General features: G+C 67.8%; 10 protein-coding genes. 9 read left to right on the top strand and 1 reads right to left on the bottom strand.

The annotated features are described in order from the left end of the window. Positions 1 to 4 precede the first annotated feature (4 nt). From ABL843_RS21710 to ABL843_RS21685, 6 genes are all read left to right on the top strand, one after another. Positions 5 to 1,057 (top strand): ABC transporter permease, encoded by a 1,053-nt coding sequence (locus tag ABL843_RS21710; protein WP_418117258.1) that lies wholly within the window; start codon positions 5 to 7, stop codon positions 1,055 to 1,057. A 13-nt stretch (positions 1,058 to 1,070) separates the two neighbouring features. Next, the gene (locus ABL843_RS21705; protein ID WP_126025227.1) at positions 1,071 to 2,075 is read left to right on the top strand and encodes a substrate-binding domain-containing protein; all 1,005 of its coding nucleotides are present in this window, start codon (positions 1,071 to 1,073) and stop codon (positions 2,073 to 2,075) included. A gap of 13 nt (positions 2,076 to 2,088) precedes the next feature. Beyond that, positions 2,089 to 3,672 carry a sugar ABC transporter ATP-binding protein gene (locus tag ABL843_RS21700; RefSeq protein ID WP_418117257.1) on the top strand — a complete coding sequence of 528 codons (1,584 nt, stop codon included), beginning with the start codon at positions 2,089 to 2,091 and terminating at the stop codon, positions 3,670 to 3,672. Further along, the gene (locus ABL843_RS21695; protein ID WP_418117255.1) at positions 3,669 to 4,715 is read left to right on the top strand and encodes an ABC transporter permease; all 1,047 of its coding nucleotides are present in this window, start codon (positions 3,669 to 3,671) and stop codon (positions 4,713 to 4,715) included. Before ABL843_RS21700 ends, ABL843_RS21695 begins: the two co-directional genes overlap by 4 nt. Before the next feature lie 53 nt (positions 4,716 to 4,768). After that, complete coding sequence (locus tag ABL843_RS21690) at positions 4,769 to 5,620, top strand: helix-turn-helix domain-containing protein (protein WP_418117254.1); 852 nt, start codon at positions 4,769 to 4,771, stop codon at positions 5,618 to 5,620. Between the two features lie 157 nt (positions 5,621 to 5,777). After that, complete coding sequence (locus ABL843_RS21685; RefSeq protein ID WP_418117253.1) at positions 5,778 to 9,386, top strand: indolepyruvate ferredoxin oxidoreductase family protein; 3,609 nt, start codon at positions 5,778 to 5,780, stop codon at positions 9,384 to 9,386. A 9-nt stretch (positions 9,387 to 9,395) separates the two neighbouring features. On the opposite strand, the gene ABL843_RS21680 is transcribed toward ABL843_RS21685, so the two are convergent. Further along, entirely contained in the window at positions 9,396 to 10,349 is a 954-nt protein-coding gene (locus ABL843_RS21680; RefSeq protein WP_418117252.1) for a phosphate acetyltransferase, read from the bottom strand. Positions 10,350 to 10,652: 303 nt separating this feature from the next. Here ABL843_RS21680 and ABL843_RS21675 point away from each other — a divergent pair, with 303 nt between their 5' ends. From ABL843_RS21675 to ABL843_RS21665, 3 genes are all read left to right on the top strand, one after another. Continuing rightward, positions 10,653 to 11,135, top strand: a complete 483-nt coding sequence (locus tag ABL843_RS21675; RefSeq protein ID WP_418117251.1) for an Hcp family type VI secretion system effector — start codon at positions 10,653 to 10,655, stop codon at positions 11,133 to 11,135. Positions 11,136 to 11,208: 73 nt separating this feature from the next. Next, positions 11,209 to 14,415: a type VI secretion system Vgr family protein gene (locus ABL843_RS21670; RefSeq protein ID WP_418117250.1), complete on the top strand. Its 3,207-nt coding sequence runs from the start codon at positions 11,209 to 11,211 to the stop codon at positions 14,413 to 14,415. Positions 14,416 to 14,420: 5 nt separating this feature from the next. Beyond that, a complete protein-coding gene (locus tag ABL843_RS21665) occupies positions 14,421 to 14,768 on the top strand; it encodes a hypothetical protein (protein WP_418117249.1) in 348 nt (115 codons plus the stop codon). Positions 14,769 to 14,783: the final 15 nt, after the last annotated feature.

Genomic DNA, 14,783 nt, shown 5'->3' with positions numbered 1-14,783 from the left:
TTCCGTGAAATTCAGGTTTTCAGACCGCGAGCTCAACTTCCTGGTCGGCATCAACGTCGCGATCCTCGTGGTCGCCACGGTGCTGTCGAAGGGCGAGTTCCTCGACGTCTACAACTTCCAGTCGATGGGCGGCCAGCTGCCCGAGCTCGGCCTGCTGGCCATGGGTGTGGCGCTGTCCATGATCTCCGGCAACGGCGGCATCGACCTCTCGGGCGTGGCGCTGGCCAATCTCTCGGGCGTGGTGGCGGCCACGCTGGCGCCGATGCTGATCGATGCCGATGCTGCGCCGTGGGCCTATACCGGAGCCTTTGCCGCGGTCGCGCTCGCGACGGGGCTGGTAGGCGGGCTGCTCAACGGCGTGCTGATTGCGCGCGCCGGCCTCACGCCCATTCTGTGCACGCTGGGCACGCAACTGCTCTACACCGGCCTGGCCGTGGTGCTCACGGGCGGTTCCAGCCTGCGCGTGGGCAATGCGGAGCCGCTTTCGGCCATCGGCAACGAGAACGTGCTGGGCGTGCCGATTCCGTTCGCGATCTTCGTCGCCATGCTGCTGGCCGTGGGCTGGCTGCTCAAGCAGAGCCCGTTCGGCATCCGGCTCTTCCTGCTGGGCACCAACGCCAAGGCGGCGCGCTACGCGGGCATTCCGCAGGGCCGCATGCTGATCGCCACCTACGCGCTGTGCGGCGTGCTGGCGGCGGTGGCGGGCGTGATCATCGCGGGCCGCACGGCCAGCGTGAAGTCGGACTACGGCAACTCCTACCTGCTGATCGCCATCCTCATCACCGTGATGGCGGGCGTGCGGCCGCAGGGCGGCTACGGGCGCATGGTGTGCCTGTTCTTCTCGGCCGTGGCGCTGCAGCTGCTGTCGAGCACCTTCAACCTGCTGGGCATTTCCAACTTCTTCCGCGACTGCGCCTGGGGCCTGCTGCTGCTGTTCTTCCTGGCATCGGCGCGCTTCAGCCTGGCCGACCTGCGCAGCTTCATCTCCGTTTCGCGCACCAGCGCACCGCCGCATCAGCCCCCTCCTGGCGCGACGCAGAGAACCACCGAGGGCTAGGAGACAAACGAACATGCTGAAGAAAACCAAGATCGCCTGCACCGTGCTCGCACTGGGCACCGTCGCCTTCGCCTCGGCGCTGCATGCGCAGGGCAAGCCGCAGGACATCGTCACCGTGGTGAAGATCACCGGCATCAGCTGGTTCAACCGCATGGAAGTGGGCGTGAAGGAGTTCGGCAGCAGCACGCCGGGCGTGGCCACGCGCCAGATCGGCCCGGCCCAGTCCGACGCCGCGCAGCAGCAGCGCCTGGTGGAAGACCTGGTGGCCAAGAAGGTCGACGCGATCGCGGTGGTGTCGATGGACCCGCCCACGCTGGAGCCGGTGCTCAAGCGCGCGATGGAACGAGGCATCAAGGTCGTCACGCACGAGGCAGACAACCAGAAGAACACCATGGTCGACATCGAGGCCTTCGACAACACCGCCTACGGCGCGCGCATCAACGAGCGCCTTGCCGCCTGCATGGGCCAGCAGGGCAAGTGGACCTCGCTGGTCGGATCGCTGGGCAGCCAGTCGCAAGTGCAGTGGGCCGACGGCGGCGCGGCCAACGCGAAGAAGTACCCCAAGATGCAGCTGGTCGACGCCAAGAACGAGTCGCTCAACGACGCCGAGAAGGCCTACGGCAAGGCCAAGGAAATGCTGCGCAAGCACCCCGACCTGAAGGGCTTCCAGGGCTCGTCGTCGCTCGACGTGCTGGGCATCGGCCGTGCCGTGGAAGAAGCCGGCCTGGCGGGCAAGATCTGCGTCTTCGGCACCGGCCTGCCGAGCGAGGCGGCCAAGTTCCTCGAGTCGGGCGCGGTCGGCGGCATCGCCTTCTGGGACCCGAAGGACGCCGGCATCGTCATGAACAAGGCGGCCAAGATGCTGCTGGACGGCAAGACCATCACTGACGGCACCGACATGGGCGTGCCCGGCTACAACAAGGTCTCGGTGAAGAAGGGCCCGGGCGTGGGCATCATCGTCACGGGCCAGGCCTGGGTCGAGGTCGACAAGCAGAACTACAAGAAGTATTCGTTCTGACCGCCTTGCAGCCATGACCCTGACCGCGCCTTCCACGCAAGCAAGCCCGGCCGACACACCGGCCGGGCGCCGGGTGTTCCTCGAAGTGCAGGACGTGCACAAGCGCTTCGCGGGCGTGCACGCGCTGCGCGGCATCGACCTGCGCATCGAGGCCGGCGAGATCTACCACCTGCTCGGCGAGAACGGCTGCGGCAAGAGCACGCTGATCAAGATCATCTCGGGCGCGCAGCCGCCGAGCCAGGGGCGCATCGTGATCGACGGGCAGCCGTACGACTCGCTGTCGCCGCTGCAGGCGCTCAGCCTCGGCATCGAGACGGTCTACCAGGACCTGTCGCTGCTGCCGAACATGAGCGTGGCCGAGAACGTCGCGCTCAGCGAGCAGCTGGTTGCAACCGGCGGCAGGCTGGCGCGGCGCTTCGACCGCAAGGCGCTGGCGGCCACGGCCGCGCGCGCGCTGGAGGCGGTGAAGCTGCCGACCGACGCGGCCTTCCTCGCGCGGCGCGTGGACGAGATGCCCATCGCCACGCGGCAGCTCGTGGCCATCGCGCGCGCGGTGGCCACGCGCGCGCGCATGGTCATCATGGATGAGCCCACCACCTCGCTCACGCAGAAGGAGGTGGACAACCTCGTTCGCGTGGTGGAGGCGCTGCGCGAGCAGGGCGTGGCCGTGCTCTTCGTGAGCCACAAGCTCGACGAGTGCATGGCCATGGGCGGCCAGGCCATCGTGTTCCGCGACGGAACGAAGGTGGCGCAGGGCCCGATCCGCGACTTCACCAAGGCCGAGATCGCGCACTGGATGACCGGCAAGCACCTCGACGGCGAGCGCTACCGCCACGGCACACACGGCGGCGACGAACTGCTGAAGGTCGAAGGCCTGGGCCGCGGCGCGCAGTTCAGCGACGTGAGCTTCACGCTGCGCAAGGGCGAGATCCTCGGCGTGACCGGCTTGCTCGACTCCGGCCGCAACGAGCTCGCGCTGGCGCTGGCCGGCGTGCAGGCCGCCGACCGCGGACGCGTGCTGCTCGACGCGAAGGAGATCGCGCTGAATACGCCCACCGACGGCATCCGCCAGGGCATCGGCTACGTGCCCGAAGACCGGCTCAGCGAGGGCCTGTTCCTCGACAAGCCGATCCGCGACAACATCGTCACGGCGGTGCTCAACCGCCTGCGCGGGCGCTTCGGCGCGCTCGATACAACCCAGTGCCAGGCGCTGGCGGAGCGCACCGTGGCCGACCTGCAGATCGCCACGCCCGACGTCGACCGTCCGGTGCAGTCGCTCTCGGGCGGCAACCAGCAGCGCGTGCTCATCGGGCGCTGGCTGGCCATCGGGCCGCGCGTGCTGATATTGCACGGCCCCACCGTGGGCGTGGACGTGGGCTCCAAGGACACCATCTACCGCATCGTGCAGCGGCTGGCCGAGCAGGGCCTGGGCGTGATCCTGGTGAGCGACGACCTGCAGGAACTGCTGCAGAACTGCGACCGCATCCTGCTGATGCGCAAGGGCCGCATCGCCAACGACTTCGCCGCGCAGGGGCTCGCCGAGAGCGATCTCTACCACGCGCTGGTTTCCGATACCCCATCCCCCGCATTCTCATGACGGCTTCCACCATGCAAGCGCAATCCGCGCCGGCCACGCCGACCCCACCCGCGCCGCACGCGAGGGCGTCACTGCGCAGCTGGCTCGCGCAGCGCCCCTCGGTCTTCACACTGGCGCTGATCGTGCTGGCCAGCCTGGCGGTGGGCGCCATCAACCCGAGCTTCTTCCAGCTGCCGGTGCTGTTCGACATCGTGCGCGCCTGCACGGTGCTGGGCCTGTTTGCGCTGGGCGTGCTGATCGTGCTGGCGGCCGGCGGCATCGACGTTTCGTTCGCGGCCATCGCCGCGCTCACCATGTACAGCATCACCAAGCTGGTGCTCAACTATTTTCCGGAAGCGCCCATCGCGCTGCTGCTGGTCGCAGGCGCGGCGAGCGGCGCGCTGCTGGGCGTGATCAACGGGCTGCTGGTGCACTGGCTGAAGGCACCTTCGCTGATCGTGACCATCGGCACGCAGTACCTGTACCGCGGCATCCTGCTGACCTTCGTGGGAACCGTGTTCTTCATGAACGTGCCGGCGCCGATGGATGCCTTCGGCAAGCTGGCGCTGTGGCGCTTCGACACGCCGCAGGGCCTGCACGTGGTGCTGCCGGCAACCGTGCTGGTGCTGGTGTTCGCGGCCGTGCTGACGTGGTGGCTGCTGAATCGCACGCTGATCGGCCGGGCGGTGTACGCCATCGGCGGCAGCCTGCAGATCGCCGAGCGGCTGGGCTACAACCTGCGCACGGTGCACGTCTTCGTGTTCGCGTATGCGGGCTTCCTGTCGGGGCTGGCTGGCATCGTGCACGTGTCGAGCACGCGTCTGGCAAACCCTTTCGACTTGGTGGGCAACGAGCTGGACGTGATCGCGGCCGTGATCCTCGGCGGCGCGCGCATCACCGGCGGCAGCGGCACCGTGGGCGGCACGCTGCTGGGCGTGGTGCTGGTCACGCTGATCAACAACGTGCTGATCCTGGCCGGGGTGCCCAGCACCTGGCAGAAGGTGATCATCGGGGCGTTCATCCTGGTGGCCGGGGGCTTCTTCGCGATGCGCTCGCGCGACTGACCGCAGATGCGGCCGCCGCGCCATCGCCACGAGGCCTTGTGGATCGCAATCGAATGTCCGACGCCAATGCCACCGTTCTCTGCGAGGAGCCGAGCCCGTTCGCGGGGCGAAGCTTCGACTCCCGCAACTGCCTTCACGACCACGAACTGCACCTGATCGGAAGCGCCCCGGCATGCCTGCGCATCGGCAGCGGCGCGAGCGAAGAGACGCATACGCTCGCACCCGGCGCGGTCGTGCTGCTCGGGCCCCTGCTGCCACGGACACTGAGGCTGGCGTATCGAGCGGAGCCGGATGACGGGCTGGTGCTGCGCTTCAGCGACGAGCCGCTGCGCCGCGGCGCGGCGATATTCCCGGAGCTGTCGGACGTCGGGCCGCTTCTTTCGCGCGCGCGCCAGGGCGTGCATTTCGTCGGCCTGGGTGCGGAGACGCTGACCAAGCTGAGGCGCCTTTCGACGCTGCACGGGCTGGCACGGTTTTCGGCATTCACCGCCGTGCTGAATGAGCTCTCGCAGTGGACCGACTTCCGGCTGCTGGCCCGAATCCCCGAGCATGCCGATGCCGCCGGGCCGGGCCGCACGCTGCACGTGCAGAGAGCGCTGCATCACATCCGGAACAACTACGCACAGCCGCTGTCGCTTTCGGAAGTCAGCGCGCTCGTGGGCACCAGCCGGACCTCGCTGTCGCGCAGTTTCCGCCGCGCGACCGGGAAGACCTTCACCGACTTCATCATCGGCCTGCGCCTGGCGAAGGCCTGCGGCCTGCTGACCTCCACGCGCCAGCACGTGAGCAGCATCTGCTACGAGGTGGGCTTCAACAACCTCTCGAATTTCAACCGCCACTTCCGGCGGCTCGAAGGCATGACGCCGGGCGAGTTCCGGGCGCGGCACGCGGGCGCCGGAAGATAAGGTAGCGCCGGGAGACTGGTGTTTTCTCGGGATCTGAAGAAATAAAAAATAGAACCTTCTTTTTGTCTTGTTTTCAGGTGAATTCTTCTTCAAACAAGGGTCTGCGCTAGTGCATTGAAGAAGCACTCCCTCGGAAGGCGGCAGAACAATTCCGGGCATGAATGCCCCACTCAATGCCACCGCGATAAGACGGCCCGGCTACCAACTCTCCGACAACATCTGGGCCGAATCCGGCTCGGTTTTCCTGACCGGCACGCAGGCGCTGATCCGCGTGCTCGTGATGCAGGGCCGGCGCGATGCGCAGCGCGGCCTGCACACCCAGGGTTTCATCAGCGGCTATCGCGGCTCCCCGCTGGGCATGGTCGACCAGGCGATCTGGAAGGCCGGCGAGCGCTTCAAGCAGACGGGCATCCGCTTCGTGCCGGCCGTGAACGAGGAGCTCGCTGCCACGCAGGTGCTGGGCACGCAGCGCGTGGAATCGGACCCGGCGCGCACCGTCGATGGCGTGTTCGCCATGTGGTACGGCAAGGGTCCCGGCGTCGACCGTGCGGGCGATGCGCTCAAGCACGGCAATGCGTATGGCTCTTCGCCGCACGGCGGCGTGCTTGTGGTGGCGGGCGACGACCACGGCTGCGTTTCGTCGTCGATGCCGCACCAGAGCGACCACGCCTTCATGGCGTGGCGCATGCCCATCCTGCAGCCTTCCAGCGTGGCCGAGTACCTGGAGTTCGGTCTGTACGGCTACGAGCTCTCGCGCTATTCGGGCGCGTGGGTCGGCATGGCGGCGCTGTCCGAAGTGGTGGAGAGCGCGGGCACCGTGGACCTGGACGCGATCAATGCCCGCGTCAGCGCATGGGAAGACGCCGATGCGGTGAGCGCCGCCACCGGTCACCATGCGCCGCCGGACGGCCTGCACTACCGCTGGCCCGACCTGCCTTCGCTGCGCATCGAGTCGCGGCTCGAAGACAAGCTCGCAGCCGTCGCCGCATTCACCAGGCGCAACAGCATCGACCGCCACGTGATCGTCAGCGAGCACGCGAAGGTCGGCATCGTCACCTGCGGCAAGGCGCACCACGACCTCATGGAAGTGCTGCGCCGGCTCGAGCTTTCGCCCGAGCAGCTGGCCCGCGCGGGCGTGCGGCTCTACAAGGTGGGCTTGAGCTTTCCGGTGGAGCAGACGCGCATCAAGGCCTTCGCGCAGGGGCTGGAAGAGATCCTCATCGTCGAGGAGAAGGGCGCGGTGGTCGAGACGCAGCTGCGCGACATTTTCTACAACGCGCCGCCCGATGCGCGCCCCGTGCTCGTGGGCAAGCACGACCGCGAAGGCCAGCCGCTGGTGTCGGCGCTGGGCGAGCTGCGGCCCTCGCGGCTCATCGAGCTGGTCGCGCACTGGCTGGCCGTGCACTTCCCCGACAACCACGACCTGGGCGACCACCTGCAGCATGTGCGCGACTTCACGCCGCCCGAGTTGCTGGCCAACGCGAGCGACGCGGTCAAGCGCCTGCCGTACTTCTGCGCCGGCTGCCCGCACAACACCAGCACCAAGGTGCCCGAGGGCTCGACCGCGCGCGCCGGCATCGGCTGTCACTTCATGGCGAACTGGATGGACCGCAGCACCGCGGGCCTCATCCAGATGGGCGGCGAGGGCGTGGACTGGATCTCGCACGCCATGTTCACGAAGACGCCGCACGTCTTCCAGAACCTGGGCGACGGCACCTACTATCACTCGGGCTACCTCGCGATCCGCCAGGCGGTAGCGGCCAAGGCCACGCTCACCTACAAGATCCTGTTCAACGACGCGGTGGCCATGACCGGCGGGCAGCCGGTCGACGGCGTCATCAGCGTGGACGCCATCGCGCGGCAGGTCGAGTCGGAAGGCGTGAGCAAGGTGGTGGTGGTGAGCGACGCCATCGGCAAGTACGACGCCATCAAGGACCGCTTTCCGAGCGGCACCGAGTTCCACGACCGCGCCGCGCTCGACGAGGTGCAGCGCCGCCTGCGAGAGATGGCGGGCGTGACGGTGCTCATCTACGAGCAGACCTGCGCCGCCGAGAAGCGCCGCCGCCGCAAGAAGGGCGAGCTGGCGGATCCGCCGAAGCGCCTGTTCATCAACGAGGCCGTGTGCGAGGGCTGCGGCGACTGCACCGTACAGAGCAACTGCGTGGCCGTACTGCCGCACGAGACGCCGATGGGCCGCAAGCGCAAGATCGACCAGACCAGCTGCAACAAGGACTACTCCTGCGCCAAGGGCTTCTGCCCCAGCTTCGTGGGCGTCACGGGCGGCAAGCTGCGCCGCAAGAGCGGTGCGCTCGCCTCGGGGCGCGATGCCTTCCTGCACTGCGTGGCCGCGCTGCCGTACCCGGCGGAGCACGCCTGGACCGCTCCGTATGACCTGCTCGTGACCGGCGTGGGCGGCACCGGCGTGGTGACCGTGGGCGCGGTGATCGCCATGGCCGCGCACCTCGAAGGCAAGGCCGCGAGCGTGCTCGACTTCATGGGCTTCGCGCAGAAGGGCGGCTCGGTGCTGAGCTTCGTGCGCCTGGCCGATTCGCGCGAGCGGCTGCACCAGGTGCGCATCGACACGCAGCAGGCCGACGCCATCCTCGCCTGCGATGTGGTGGTGGGCGCATCGGCCGACGCGCTGCAGACCGTGCGCCACGGACGCACGCGGGTGCTCGCGAACGTGCACGAGATTCCGGTGGCCGAGTCGCTGCGCAACCCCGATGCCGACCTGCACGTCGACCTTCTGCTGGAGAAGATGCGCTTCGTGGCTGGCGACGAGCAGGTCGAGACCTTCGACGCTCAGAGCCTGGCCGAGGAGTTCCTCGGCGACACGCTGGCGGCGAACATCGTCGCGGCCGGCTACGCGTGGCAGCGCGGGCTGGTGCCGCTGAGCCTGGAGGCGCTGATGCATGCGATCGAGCTCAACGGCGTGGCGGTGGCCGCGAACCAGTCGGCCTTTTCGCTGGGGCGGCTCGCGGCCGGCAACCCCGAGGCGCTGGACGCTCTGCGCGCGGCGCCTGCCGATGCGCAGGCTTCTTCGCTCGACGAGCGACCGCTCGACGCGCTGATCGCCGACGCACGCCGCCACCTCACGGGCTACCAGAACGCCGCATGGGCGGACCGCTTCGAGGCTCGCATCCGCAGCCTGCGCGAGCGCGAGGCCACACTGCAGGGGGGCGACGCGAGCCTGCCCTTCACGCGCAACGCGGCGCGCAGCCTGCTGAAGCTCATGAGCTACAAGGACGAATACGAAGTGGCGCGGCTCTACACCGACGGCGCCTTCCTGCAGAAGCTCAACGAGCAGTTCGAAGGCGAGCTGAAGCTCGAATTCCACATGGCCCCGCCGGTGCTCTCGCGTGGCGCGCACGGCAAGGCGCCCGCCAAGATCCGCATTGGAAGCTGGATGTTGCCCGCGATGCGCTGGCTGGCGCATGGCAAGCGGCTGCGCGGCACGGCCTTCGACATCTTCGGACGCACCGCGGAGCGGCGCATGGAGCGCGAGCTGATCTCGCATTTCGACGGCCTGCTCGAAGCGATGGCGGGCGAGCTCTCGGCAGGCAACCAGGCGACGGCTGCGCGCATCGCGGCGCTGCCGCTGTCCATTCGCGGCTTCGGCCACGTCAAGCTCGCGAACTTCGAAGCCGCGAAGATGCAGGAGTCCGAGCTGCTGCACCGCTTCGCGCCGGCGCGCTATCCGAAGCCCGAGCGGGCGCCGTCCGCGGGGCAGATCAGGGGAATCGCGATCGTGGCCGGCGCGCGCTGAGCGCCGGGCTCAGCCCACCGCCTTGATGAGCTTGTCGCGCCCCGCTTTCGCGAGCATGGACGCGACGGCGCACGAGGCGAGCCGGGCCGGTTCCGAATCGGCCCGGCTCGTGAGGATCACCGGCACCTTCGTCCCCAGCACGATGCCCGCGGCATAGGCGCCGCCGAGGAAGGTCAGGCTCTTCGCGAGCATGTTGCCCGCGTCGAGGTCGGGCACGATGAGCACGTTGGCGCGCCCCGCCACCGGCGAGACGATGCCCTTGATGCGCGCCGCCTCGGCGTCGATGGCGTTGTCCATGGCCAGCGGGCCGTCGAGCACCGCGCCGGTGATCTGGCCGCGATCGGCCATCTTGCAAAGCACCGCGGCGTCGAGCGTGGAAGGCACCTTGGCGTTGACCGTCTCCGTCGCGGAAAGAATCGCGACGCGCACGGCCGGCATGTGCAGCGCGTGCGCAAGATCGATCGCGTTCTGCACGATGTCGGCCTTCTCCTCGAGAGTGGGCGCGATGTTGATGGCCGCGTCCGAAATGATCAGCGGCTGCGCATGGCCCGGAATGTCCATCACGAAGCAGTGGCTGATGCGCCGCGAGGTGCGCAGCCCGCCTTCGCGGCGCACCACGGCACCCATGAGCTCGTCGGTGTGGAGGCTGCCCTTCATCAGTGCGTCGACCTCGCCGCGCAGCGCCATGGCCACGGCCGCATCTGCGGCGGCATGGCTGTGAGGCGCGTCGACGATCGCGATCCTGGACAGGTCGATGCCGGTCTCTTGCGCGGCTGCCTCGATCTTCGCGCGAGGGCCCACGAGCGTCGGCACGATCAGGCCCAGCGACGCCGACGCCAGCGCTGCTTCCAGAGAGGCCGCGTTGGCAGGGTGCACCACCGCGACCCGCAGCGAGGGCAGGCCGCGCGCTGCGGCGATCAGGCGGTCGTAGTGCGGGTGGGCAGCGGGTGTGGACGACGCCATGCGGGCTCCTGGATGGATGGGACGGTATGTGGGGACGATGCGCCCGCAACAGTACAGGATGTGATCCCGGGAACCAAACGCCGGCTTTGGTAGTTCTTTTTGCGCATGCCGTTCGGCACTGGTTGCGCACGAACCCCTCGATTAATGTTCGTGCGCTGAAGCGTTGTGCTTCGGAAAAAGGCCACCGTCGCTGTGTCACCAGCGCCGGCCGAGCCTTCCGATTCGTTGCCGTCCTCCTGCCGGGAGGGCGGCTGGTTCCAATGTGCCCCCGGGCGGGCACGCAATTTCGAGGGAGTTGATCTCATGGCAGTAGACATGTTCATGCGCGTCGAGGGCGCGAACGGCGAATCGAAGGATTCGAACCACAAGGAGTGGACGGACATCAAGTCGTTCGCATGGGGTGCCACGCAGCCCGGCAACATGGTCAGCGGTGGTGGCGGCGGTGTCGGCAAGGCCAGCTTCAACGACCTGCAGGTGCTGGCGCGCATCGACAAGGCGGCGCCTTCGGTGATGAAGAACTGCGCGAGCGGCAAGCACCTGGGCAAGGTGGAAGTGTCGGTGTGCAAGGCCGGCGGCTCGCAGATCGAGTACACGCGCGTCACGCTCGAAGAAGTGCTGGTGACCTCGGTGCAGTACACCGCCGAACAGGGCTCGGACGCGGTGTTCGTGCAGTACTCGTTCCAGGCCGCGAAGGTGAAGCAGCAGTACTGGGAGCAGACCGACAAGGGCGGCAAGGGCGCCGAGACGGTGCTGGCCTGGAACATCAAGGAAAACAAGGAGGCCTGAACTCCCTTTGCCCGGCGCGGTTTGCCGCTTGGGCGGCCCGCGCCGGGTTCATTTACCAGGGAGCTTTCCAGGAATGACCCGCAGTTTCATCGCCCACAGCGCGCTGGGCGAGCGCCTGAAGTTCCGCTCGATGACGGGGCAGGAGCGCATTTCCGCGCTGTTCGAGCACCGCGTGCGGCTCATCAGCGACATGCCCAACATCCAGCCCCGGAGCATGCTGGGCGAGGACATGAGCATCGAGGTGAACCTCGCCACCGAACTCGGCGGCGCCGGCAGCCGCTTCCTGAGCGGGCAGGTCACGCGCTTCGCCTACATCGGCAAGGACGACGGCGACATGTGCGTGTACGAGGCCACGCTGCGCCCCTGGCTGTGGTACGCCACCCGTCGCTCCGATTTCAGGATATTCCAGTTCAAGACCGCCCCGCAGATCCTGCAGGAGGTGCTCGCGCCCTACGGCTTCGCCATCGACGCGCGGCTCACCGGCAGCTACCGCACCTGGGACTACTGCGTGCAGTACTCGGAGAGCGACTTCAACTTCGCCAGCCGGCTCATGGAGCAGGAGGGCATCTACTACTTCTTCTCGCATGCGCAGGGCAGCCATCAGCTGGTGCTGTGCGACGGTGCCGATTCGCACACCGACCTGTCCGCCGGTCCGGTGAGGGTGCCCTATCACGCGGGCGTGCTCGCCGCGCAGATCCTCGAGCAGGACTTCATCGACAGCTGGAGCCATTCGGAGGACATCGCATCGGGCAACTTCGCGGCCGACGACTACGACTTCAGGAAGCCGAACGCCGAGATAGACACCGTGCGCCAGCAGCCGGCCGGCCACAGCCGCGACAGCTTCGAGATCTACGACTGGCCCGGCGGCTACACCGAGCTGGCCGACGGCGAGAACTACGCGCGCCTGCGGCTGGAGCAGCTCGCGGGGCGCCGCGAGCTGGTGAGTGCCGAGGGCAACCTGCGCCACATGGCGCCCGGCTATCTCTTCGAGCTGGCGCGCCACCCGAACGCGCAGGAGAACCGGCGCTACCTGATCGAGGCCGTGACGTACGACTTCCAGGAGAACGCGCTGCGCGTGGTCGGCGCGGCGGACGCCGCCTACAGCGAGTCGACCAGCAGCACCAGCTACCGCCAGAGCTTCGAGGTGCTGCCCGACAGTGCGCCGTACCGCCCCGCGCGCGTCACGCCGAGGCCGCGCACCACCGGGCCGCAGACCGCGGTGGTGGTCGGCCCGGCGGGGGAGGAGATCCACACCGACCAGTACGGCCGCATCAAGGTGCAGTTCCACTGGGACCGCTACGGCAAGCGCGACGAGAACTCCTCGTGCTGGATCCGCGTCTCGCAGACCTGGGCCGGCAGCAACTACGGCGCGATGCACATCCCGCGCATCGGCCAGGAGGTGATCGTCGATTTCCTCAACGGCGACCCCGACCATCCGATCGTCACCGGCTGCGTCTACAACGCCGCGCAGATGCCACCGTGGGAGCTGCCGCGCCACAAGACCCAGACCGGCTTCCAGACCCACTGGAGCAAGGGCGGCGGCGGCAAGCACATGCTGCGCTTCGAGGACAGCCGCGGCACCGAGCACATCGAGCTGTCGACCGACCACGGCAATACCCATCTGCACATGGGCTATCTGATGAACCAGGGCTCGGGTGTGCAGCGCAGCTACGGCTTCGAGCTGCGCACCAACGAGTGGGGCTCCATCCGCGCCGACAAGGGCCTCCTGCTGACCACCTACACGCAGGACTTCGCGCAGAAGACCTCGCGCGACAACCCCGATGGCCACGAGCAGATGGGCGCCACGCTCGCGCAGAGCAACGCGCTCATGCAGGCGGCGGGGCAGGCCGTGGCCGCAACGAAATCGCTCGTGAGCGCCATGGCCCAGGGCAAGAACCAGACGCTCTCGGGGCTGGTGCAGGGCGTGCAGTCGCTCGGCGGCGTGTCGCAGGCCGTCGCCGCGCTGGCGGCCGGCGGATCGCCCGAGGCCGGCGTCTCGGACGACCCCGATCCGGCCATGGCAGACGCGCAGCAGATGCTCGACCTCTCGCGCAAGATCGACAAGCCGGTGGTCTCCATCGTGAGCCCCGAGGGCCAGACGATGATCAGCCCCCGGCCCATCGTGGTGAGCTCGGGGCAGAGCGTGTCGATGCGCTCCGTCTCGGCGCTGACCATGACCACCGGCGCCCAGCTCACGCAGCTCGCCGCCAAGGGCATGCTCACGCAGGTGAGCGAGGGCGGGCAGATCAACGTGGTGTCCGACGGCGACATCGTCTCGCACGCCGGTGCCGGTGCGATCAACCTGGTGTCGAAGACCGACGCCTCCGTCACCTCCACCGCGGCCAACGCGAACCTCACCGGGCAGAAGTCGGTGGTGATCCAAGCGGCGGAGCAGGACGTGTTCGTCACCGCGAAGACAAGCATCTCGCTGATCTGCGGCAAGTCGTCGATCGTGCTGCTGGCGGATGGGACCGTGAAGATCAACGGAGTGAAGGGGCTGGTGAACTTCACGGACAACCTGGATCAGCGGGGCGGGAAGATCTTCCTGAATTGCGATGCGCCCGAGGGACTGGCTCCTCCGGAGGAAGAAGGGGTCGCCGTCCCCGCGGCCAGCGGGACCGCACCGGCTCCTCAAGCGTCCGCGGCAAAAGCGCAAGCTCAACCCGCCTTCGCTCCGACCCCGGCGGAAGAGCCGCCTGTCACCGCAGCCAACCTCGCGGTGCCCCCCTCGCCGAACCTGACGCCCGCGCAGGTGAACTTCACGGAGTTCAACAATGACTTCACGAGGCAGTGGAACAAGAGCTTCCCGAACGGAGTGGCCCAGGAGCAGGCCAACACGCTTGTAGCGAATGGGCAAGGGAACATTGCGCTCGTCAATCCCGTCGCGGGGGCGTCGGACCATGCCGTGCCGAACCTGTCGGTTTCCCGCGACCAGGAGGTGCTGGGCGTCTTTCACTCTCATCCGAAAGGCCCTTACACCGGTGTCTCCCTGAGTGGTGGCGATGCGGGCTATCTCATCAACAAGCAGCACAACGTCATCCTCGCCCAGAGCGGTGCTGACCAGTTCATGTACATGCGCACCGCCCAGACGCCGGCATCCGTCGATTCGAAGCTGCTCAATGCCGCGCAGAACGCGAGGATCGCGGAGTTGATGAAACAGGGAACGGGCCAGACGAGCTTTCCCACGGCCACGCGCATCGCCGCGCGCGAGACGGCCGAGAAGCTGAAGCTGGCCTACTACCAGGGCAGTGGTGGCGTCCTCAATCGCGTATGGCCGTAGCTCCCATGACCGACGAAGAAGCCCTCGCACATACCGCCGAAACGATTCTCCGCGTCTGCGACGAGGCGATCGCACGGCAGGATTGGACTGCCGCGCGCCGCCATCTTGCGCTCGGCCTGCAGAACATCGGCGATCGATACCTGTCTCCCGACGCCATCGATTCGAGCGGAATGACGTTGGTGCTCGCCGCCGATGAAGCCGCGCAAGGCCGTGAAGCGGTTGCGGCAAGCCTTGAACGAGATGTTCTCCACTCGCGAATCGTGCAGCTTCGAGAGAAGCTGCGAACTGCAGTCGGGCAAGGCGCTGGAGCCGCGTCCTCGCCGCCATCCAACTCACCGAGTCCTTCGCCCTGAGGGGAACCGGATCAA

The organism is Variovorax sp. 350MFTsu5.1, from assembly GCF_048302515.1.
Lineage (GTDB): Bacteria > Pseudomonadota > Gammaproteobacteria > Burkholderiales > Burkholderiaceae_C > Variovorax > Variovorax guangxiensis.
This window is presented reverse-complemented; position numbering and strand designations above follow the sequence as displayed.

Coding starts and splice junctions, on each gene's coding strand:
- ABL843_RS21705 (WP_126025227.1), top strand. CDS start 1,071: ATGCTGAAGAAAACCAAGATCGCCTGCACCGTGCTCGCACTGGGCACC.
- ABL843_RS21700 (WP_418117257.1), top strand. CDS start 2,089: ATGACCCTGACCGCGCCTTCCACGCAAGCAAGCCCGGCCGACACACCG.
- ABL843_RS21695 (WP_418117255.1), top strand. CDS start 3,669: ATGACGGCTTCCACCATGCAAGCGCAATCCGCGCCGGCCACGCCGACC.
- ABL843_RS21690 (WP_418117254.1), top strand. CDS start 4,769: ATGTCCGACGCCAATGCCACCGTTCTCTGCGAGGAGCCGAGCCCGTTC.
- ABL843_RS21685 (WP_418117253.1), top strand. CDS start 5,778: ATGAATGCCCCACTCAATGCCACCGCGATAAGACGGCCCGGCTACCAA.
- ABL843_RS21680 (WP_418117252.1), bottom strand. CDS start 10,349: ATGGCGTCGTCCACACCCGCTGCCCACCCGCACTACGACCGCCTGATC.
- ABL843_RS21675 (WP_418117251.1), top strand. CDS start 10,653: ATGGCAGTAGACATGTTCATGCGCGTCGAGGGCGCGAACGGCGAATCG.
- ABL843_RS21670 (WP_418117250.1), top strand. CDS start 11,209: ATGACCCGCAGTTTCATCGCCCACAGCGCGCTGGGCGAGCGCCTGAAG.
- ABL843_RS21665 (WP_418117249.1), top strand. CDS start 14,421: ATGACCGACGAAGAAGCCCTCGCACATACCGCCGAAACGATTCTCCGC.